This is a genomic window from Acetobacter sp. DsW_059, assembly GCF_002153695.1.
Taxonomy (GTDB): domain Bacteria; phylum Pseudomonadota; class Alphaproteobacteria; order Acetobacterales; family Acetobacteraceae; genus Acetobacter; species Acetobacter thailandicus.
In genome coordinates this window covers 73,394-80,985 of sequence record NZ_JOPI01000011.1, presented here as the reverse complement: position 1 = coordinate 80,985, position 7,592 = coordinate 73,394, and the positions used below count along the sequence as shown (strand labels likewise).

Here is a 7,592-nt window from a genome sequence, read left to right as displayed (position 1 = left end):
ACGTTCCTCGCAGCCGTGCAGTTTGCCTCAGTCATCATCCTCCTTAACTGACGACACGCCGTAGGCGGGCCATTTTTATTATGCTTCTCAGAATTTAAAAATGATCAAATTTTCTGCATATGAAATAAGGGATAAATTTCTCTATCCCTTAACCTGACCTCAGCAACAACACACTAAAGCAAATAAAAAATATTACATATGCCGCGCCACAGCTGTATAACTCGTCTGCATTATCATAGATAATTAACGGATAACATGCCCTGGTACTAATGCCTTCTCCTGATCAGCATGAAAGAGACAAACACTCAGATCTGTCACCTGACAGGAGATAAGGACCGCCCGCGTGAATCCGTATAGCCATAAGCGTGATAGCAAGCCCCGGGCGTGGTGGCAGAGGCAACAACGCATTGCCAGACGTCCAGCGCACATTGCCATCTTCAACATTACTCCAGCCTGTCAGAGCAGTTTCTTTCAGGTGAGAGGTGAGTGTTGTCGTTTTCTCTCCCTCAATAAATATGACCTCGCCGATCAGAACGCCAAGCGTTCTGCGGTCATCAATGAAAGGACCAGCAACATCACACGGACGGCTGGCGTTTGAGACAATCCGGACCTCTTTAATATCAGAAGGAATCATAAACATGACATAACCATTATGCTCCCGAACCTGATATATTGCGCGCCCCGCGTCCGTAACCAGATGAAGATTACGTTCGTATGTCAGATACCCGACCTTCTTTGTCTGCAACGGAGAAGCATTTCTGATGGCACGTGCCTCAATCAAACGAAAAATCGGCTCGACTTCGTCACGTGAAACCGCTAACGGAGCCGCAGCGTCAGTTTCCCAGGCCAGATTATGAGAACCCCGGATAGAGACCACACTCTCCTGCCGGTTAAAAAAGTAACGGTTTCCGGTATCCAGGTAGCTTTCAGTCAGCACCCCATCAGCCATAATAACTGAATGATCCGCAGTTTCGATATGATAATAGTCATAGGATGTAATCGACATATCGTAGAAAACTGAACGATTATTCACCAGCATACGGGCAGGAATAAATCTGCCATTAAAAAACAGACAGTGCTCGGCTGTGATGAGCATATCTTTAAACGGTACGTTATCAGAAATTGCATTTTTGAGAATACGAACAGGATAACCTGCCTGATCGGGCAGAAGATGACGACGAATATTACACTGTGAGCGACCAGCCCAGGTCACATGACGTATTGTTTCAACACCGTCAACATAAGTAATAATTTCATCACCAATACGAAGATCTTCAACCTCTGCAAGACCATCCGGAGTTTTAATTAAACTACCGGCCAGAAAACAGGAATCACTGCCGTCAGATACTCCACCCACGACATAATAATTTGCACCGGCAACAATGGTAGATGAAATAGCTTGTCCACCTGATAAAATATTTAACGTATTACCAGACCCAACATAAGCGCTGACAAGTGTGCCACCGCCACTTACAGTGAAAGTATCAACTCCTCCATCACCTGATATTCCTGCGATAATAGAATCATGAACGGAAGTTCCCCCTGAGGATACGACACCACGGTCAGAGACAAGAATATTATCAGAAGAAAGCCCGCCACTACTAACAAAGGTATAACCATTGACGTTGATGGATTTTTCAAAAGTGCCACCGGATTGTATATAAACCCTGGGAACACTACCTGAAAGATAAGCTCCGGAAGCAACTGCTCCACTATCTACAGTTAAATTGCCGCCTGATATAATAATAGGACCGGTATATTTAATTGCTCCTGCCAGCGGAGTAGCATTACTTCCACCCCCTGTAGCTGATTCATAATATGTAGAACCATCAGCATCTTTTATAGCAACCCAGTTGCCACCCCTTACCACACTGGCACTATCTGGTGCTGCATATGTACTTGCTCCGGATCCTGTACCAATAGTCGTGAGAGGCGAAATCGCACTCAGAGTGCCTCCACTCTGAACATCGACCGGAGAATTTATAACTGAACCCTTCTGTGCTCTTAGTATTCCTCCCGAATCAACAAGTGTATTTCCGGCAATATATCCTCCCTGACTGACCAGAAGGATCATATTTGTCCCCGAAATTGTAGCTCCATCGACAGATCCGCCACTATTTACCCTGAAAGTATCTCCCCCTCCATCACCTGATAATCCTGAAATAATGAGATCATTAACTGAAGTTCCTCCGGAAGATACGACACCATTATCAGAGACAAGAATATTATCAGAAGAAAGACCACCATTACTTATATAAGTATAACCATTAACATTAGTGGAATTTTCTAAAATTCCTCCGGATAATATATAGATACTCTTGATTCCAGAAACATAAACTCCGGAAGCAACTGCTCCGCTATCAATCGTCAGATTGCCAGCAGATATAATAATAGGACCGGTATATTTACTTGCTCCTGCTATCGGAGTGGCATTACTTCCTGTTCCGTTTGCTGATTCATAATATGTAGAACCATCAGCATCTTTTATAGCAACCCAGTTACCGCCATTTACAATGCTGGCACCAGCCGGAGGAGAGTATTGTATTGCCATCGAATATATCCGCTTATATGTTTTTTAAAAACAAACAATATGATGCTGAATAAATATATTTATTTTTTATTAATATTATTCAATATTTGACGAGCGATGATCATATAAGCGAAACAGGTGATTCAAAAAATATCCTGATTTTTCATTAAAATAATGTAATTATGTTGTCACCTCTCATTCTGAAGCCATAACAAATGCGTGATTTTTCCCGACATCCTCTAAAGATTTTGCATTATACAAACAGCATTTTTCGACGTTTTTTGGATAGATAGCTCTTCTGCAGGCATAGCTATTTCCCACCAGAACTAAGTGGAAAAAACATCTTTCACTGACTTTATTCCGGTTTTCAACCATTTTTTGTTTCGGAAAAAACTTATATAACCAACTGATAAATAAAAATAATTATTAAAAAATCATAAAACCCCGATGAGGCAGAACCATATCAATATTCTCCATAAGTCTCAAAGCTTCACTTCTTCGCAGTCCCGCGAATACGTCCTCACACTCCACTTCCCTCAGATAAATTCTGCCCCGGCAACACACCAGAATATCATCGGGTGCAGGGATTGACGGAAAGAACAGCAACCTTTCAGAGATGATAAACGACGTGAGGGAGCAGACTTTTATGGCCTTGAAAAAACGGGCACTTCTTTTACCTGTTATTGCAACATCGGTTGCCTGTACGCCATTTATAACTGCACCCTGTGCTCTGGCCGATGACTACAGCGATCTGCTGGATATCCTTCAGCTTAAAGGTAGTCTGACTAAGCACGAACATGACACGCTTCTGGCTAAACATCTCAGCCGTACAGCCTCTGCTTCACATGCTGCTCCTGCACGTGCTGTGCAACGGCCTGTGCGTATTGCCAGTGCTACAACCGCCGAACGGCACTCCGTGCATACCGCACGCACTGTAAACTCAGGCTACGAAGCTGGAATTCGCTTTGACCCGGGCACGCCCGATGAAGCATCTGAGCGGGCAGAAATGGCCGCCAGCAGAGCAGAAACCAGCGCCCGCTCTGCGCAGGAGGCTATGCTCTCAACGAAAGATGCTCTGAACAGCAACAGTATTGTCCGTGTTGATAAATATGTTCCGGGAAAAGGTCTGACCTTCAAGGCTGGTCCAATCGATATTAATTTTTCCGGATTTGTAAACGGATTTTACACATATAACAGCCCGGCAGGGGGCAAACCGGTTGCTGGCGGGGTATCAACCGGCTCCAGTGGTTTTGATTCCTCTTCAGTGCGCAACGGCCTGCTCCCGGCAGGCTTTATCCTCAAACTCAGCACTACACAGTCTGGCATTGATATGTCTGCTGTTCTCGGTATGTATCCGGGTGTGGACAATGCTAAAAACGGGGCATTCAACGCCAATACAGGCGGCAGCCCGGTCGGTCTGGGCACTGCAGGCATTGATATGCGTCAGGTTTACGTGACCGTCGGAACAAAAGAGATCGGAACGTTTAAGTTCGGGCGCGATCTTGCTCTTTTCGGCAGTGACGCCATTCTGAACGATGCCACTCTGCTCAGCGTTGGCTCCACAGGCAGCAATTCCGCACCGGGCAACACATCCCTGGGGCGCATTGGCGTGGGCTACGTCTATGCAGACTGGATCCCGCAAATTTCTTATACCTCGCCAAAATATCATGGTCTGCAGGGATCACTCGGTGTCTTCCAGCCACTGGATGAATTCAATTATGCCGGAGATGATGCCTCTGGTCGCGCCCTCTCCGCCTCGTCTACTCAGCATTCCTCACCGATGGTACAGGGTAAAGGCACATATGATTTCACCATTGGCGGGGTCCAGACAAGAATCTGGGCCAGCTTCCTGCTTCAGCGCCAGCAGGCGCTCACCAGCCCGGACCTGGAGGCAGGCAGTCACCGCAGCGCTATGGTTGAAGCCGGAGAAATTGGCACCAAAATCACGTATAAAGGTTTTCAGGGTGTCGCTTACTACTATCGTGGCAGCGGACTGGGCACCACGGCCCTGTTCTTTGATGGCATCGCTGATAATGGCCGCAAGCGTGCCTCAGAGGGCTATTATGTACAGGCGATGTATAACTTTACCAAAAAATTTAAGCTCGTAGGCAGTTATGGCGTAAGTAACCTCTATCAGGCACCGGGTGAAAACAGCCCGCTTCTTGTCCGTCGCAATCAGTCTGAAGTTGGCGCTGCCTTCTATAGTCTGACTGACTGGCTGAACCTTGTGGCAGAATATACCCATACAGAGTCAGCAGCGCATGGCCCGAACAAAGAAAGTGACAACTCCGCATCCGGTGGTGTCATCCTGCTATTCTGAGAAAATTTATTCTATTGCGTTGCGTCAAGGCTTACGCAGCGCATCTCTTCCCTGCTCTTACGCTTCATCGCAAAATGATAAGTGTTTACTAAAAGCCAGATTTGCACATAAAAAACTGAATTAAAACCGGCATTACCAAATCACTTTATATAATAAGACACAGTGATAAACAGTTACCTTCCGCTCTGCTTCAGAAACAGAACGGAAGTAATGAACCACAACAAAAATTATCCAGCTGTTACTTTATAGTTATCTAATAAAATTTTGATCCGGATAGCTTCAGTTTTTTCACGTTCAAACTGTTAAAAATCAAAACCAAATCTGCCCCCCACAAAACGCGGATCCCCCGAAACAGCCGTAAGAGAAGTAGTCGCAATTGTGGAAACAACGGTAAGGTAGCGCCTTCCTGTCAGATTCGAAGCATAGGCTGTAACAAACCAGCGATTATTCAGTGGCCTGAACGTAACACTTGCCCCAAGCAGGAAATAGGAAGGAACAACATACAGGCCTGAACCACGAGGCTGCAGACTGTTTTGCTGAGTACGGTAGCTATAATTTACCTCAAAGTTCAGCTTATAATGCCGCCATAAAGGTAATGTATCGTACGATGCAGAACCGCTCAGAGTCAGTTTGGGCATTCCCATATCAGACCCGTTAAAGCTGGTAACATAAGAGGCATAACGTCCGGTTGAAGCATAGTGTGCCGCAACAGCCTGCTGGTCTACCTGCTGATAATCAGTATAAGTGCCACGCAGATACCCTATATTCTGAGAGAACGATAACCCCCGGATCGGATGTGCTGCAATATTGATTTCTGTCCCCCATGTTTTTGAATGAGGGACGTTCACATACATGCTGTACATCCCTGGAATACCCTCCTGCGTTGCCGCAGTTGGCACACCAGGAATAACAATACTGCCAAGCATCTGCTTGTCATGATACTGGTTATAAAACAATGTGCCATTAATACGAAGTTTGTGGTCAAAAAATTCAGTTTTTGCACCGGCTTCGTATGTCATAACCCATTCAGGCTTAAAAGGTTCAACCTGCACTTCAGAAACTGTCGTATTAGTAGCAAAGCCACCGGGTTTAACACCACGGGCCACAGACGCATAAACCAGAATATTACGGTTAAACTGATACGAAAGGCTCACCTTACCTGAAAACTGATTCGTTAAAGAACCATGCCTGGCATAAGAACGTGATGTTGTGCAGTTAACATACCCGCCACACTGTTTCAGCTGAGCAGCAGTGTTCTGAAAATAGTACTGATTAATAGTATCCCCGACAAGCTGACGGTCATCTGACTGGTGCTCCAGTGAGAACTGAAGATTAAGTTTTTTTGTAATGTCATAAGCCAGCGTTGCAAACTGACTAAAGTTCTGCTGTGGCTGATTATGCGATGTTTCTCTGAAATAACCGGTATAATCTGTCATATCAAACCAGTTAGCACCAAATGAACGTACACGGTTATAATACAGGCCAGCCAGCCAGTGAAAACGTCCTTTCAGCAGCGGCTTACCTTCAAGAATAACCTGTTGTGCAAATACGTTAGTATTACCTGCAAAATACGTATCACCTGACCTGTATTCGAGGGCATCACGGTCTACATATTCATGGCGCTGTTGCTGGCTAAAAGACGATAAAGTTTTAAGGTGTGCAAAACCGAAATCTCTGTTTCCTTTAAGAGCAATATTCCATGTTACATTATTAAATGATGGGATACTCTTTGGAGAAATTCCTACCAGGTTTGCAAATTTAGGATTCAGGCTCCATGACGTTGCATAAATATTACTGTCGCGCCCGGCATGAGCCGGGTTACTGAGATCCTCCAGCAGTGTCGAAGCCGTAGCATCCGACCGGTCCATGCTCCATGAACCAATCAGATCAATATTTGTTTTTGCATCAGGCTGCCATGCCAGACGACCGCGCAAAGCACCGACATTCGCGTTGCCTATTTTTTGCCCTGTATCACGGTTAAAACGAAATGCCCCGCCCTGTAATGTCTGCCCGGCAATGCGGTACTGCAGGTTAGATGTTATAGGACCTGAGATATAAGCCGTTGTTTTACTACGATAATACGACGCCAGATCCTCATTTACACCATAGTGAAATGTTTTTGTCGGTGCATTACTCTCAATTCTGACCTCCCCTCCCGTATCAGCCAGACCATGAGTAAAGCCAACCGGCCCTGCCTGAACCGCAACACTGCTGACATCAAACATCATGCCAGAACTCATAGAAGCAACAGGATACGCAACACCGTCAAAATATGTCATGACAGATGGCATATTATTTTGCGTATAATCCTGCATCCCGATACCGCGCAGATAAAAAGAAGGCGCACTTGAGCCCCCTTCTGACTGAATTGTCAGGTTAGGAACAAGCTGCTGCAAATCGAGAACATTGGTAACATGACGCTCCTGAAGCGTCTGTGCACTCAAAAACGTAGTCGACCCGGGCTCATGCTGCTCCCTGTTAAACTCAAATGTACGGGTATGAGCATGAACACTTACCTCCTCCTGCCCCGAAGCCCTGATTGTCCGTGGCCTGGCAGGTGCTGATGCTATACGCACAGAAGAACCTGACCTCGTACCGGGCCTTCCTGCTCCGGGGTAGTGATGAGCGTGACTGCTATGATGAGACAACGTGGCAGAAAGTGCCGCACTGCTGACCGATGGAGAAAAAACAGCAATTGCCGTCATAATATTTCGAAACGACAAGATCGGGGTGACCTTTCAT

3 protein-coding genes are annotated in these 7,592 nt (G+C 45.8%); 1 reads left to right on the top strand and 2 read right to left on the bottom strand.

Annotated elements, in window-relative coordinates:
• Positions 1-283: 283 nt before the first annotated feature.
• Positions 284-2,551, bottom strand: a complete 2,268-nt coding sequence (locus HK25_RS02940; protein ID WP_143295955.1) for a Hint domain-containing protein — start codon at positions 2,549-2,551, stop codon at positions 284-286.
• Between the two features lie 625 nt (positions 2,552-3,176).
• Between HK25_RS02940 and HK25_RS02935 the strand changes: the two genes are divergently transcribed.
• The gene (locus HK25_RS02935) at positions 3,177-4,850 is read left to right on the top strand and encodes a porin (RefSeq protein ID WP_086635254.1); all 1,674 of its coding nucleotides are present in this window, start codon (positions 3,177-3,179) and stop codon (positions 4,848-4,850) included.
• A gap of 302 nt (positions 4,851-5,152) precedes the next feature.
• Here HK25_RS02935 and HK25_RS02930 read toward each other — a convergent pair whose 3' ends face one another.
• Complete coding sequence (locus tag HK25_RS02930; protein WP_143295954.1) at positions 5,153-7,573, bottom strand: TonB-dependent receptor; 2,421 nt, start codon at positions 7,571-7,573, stop codon at positions 5,153-5,155.
• Positions 7,574-7,592: the final 19 nt, after the last annotated feature.

Bases quoted from the DNA above. Each gene is read 5' to 3' on its own strand.
- HK25_RS02940 (WP_143295955.1), bottom strand. From the start codon at position 2,551: ATGGCAATACAATACTCTCCTCCGGCTGGTGCCAGCATTGTAAATGGC.
- HK25_RS02935 (WP_086635254.1), top strand. From the start codon at position 3,177: ATGGCCTTGAAAAAACGGGCACTTCTTTTACCTGTTATTGCAACATCG.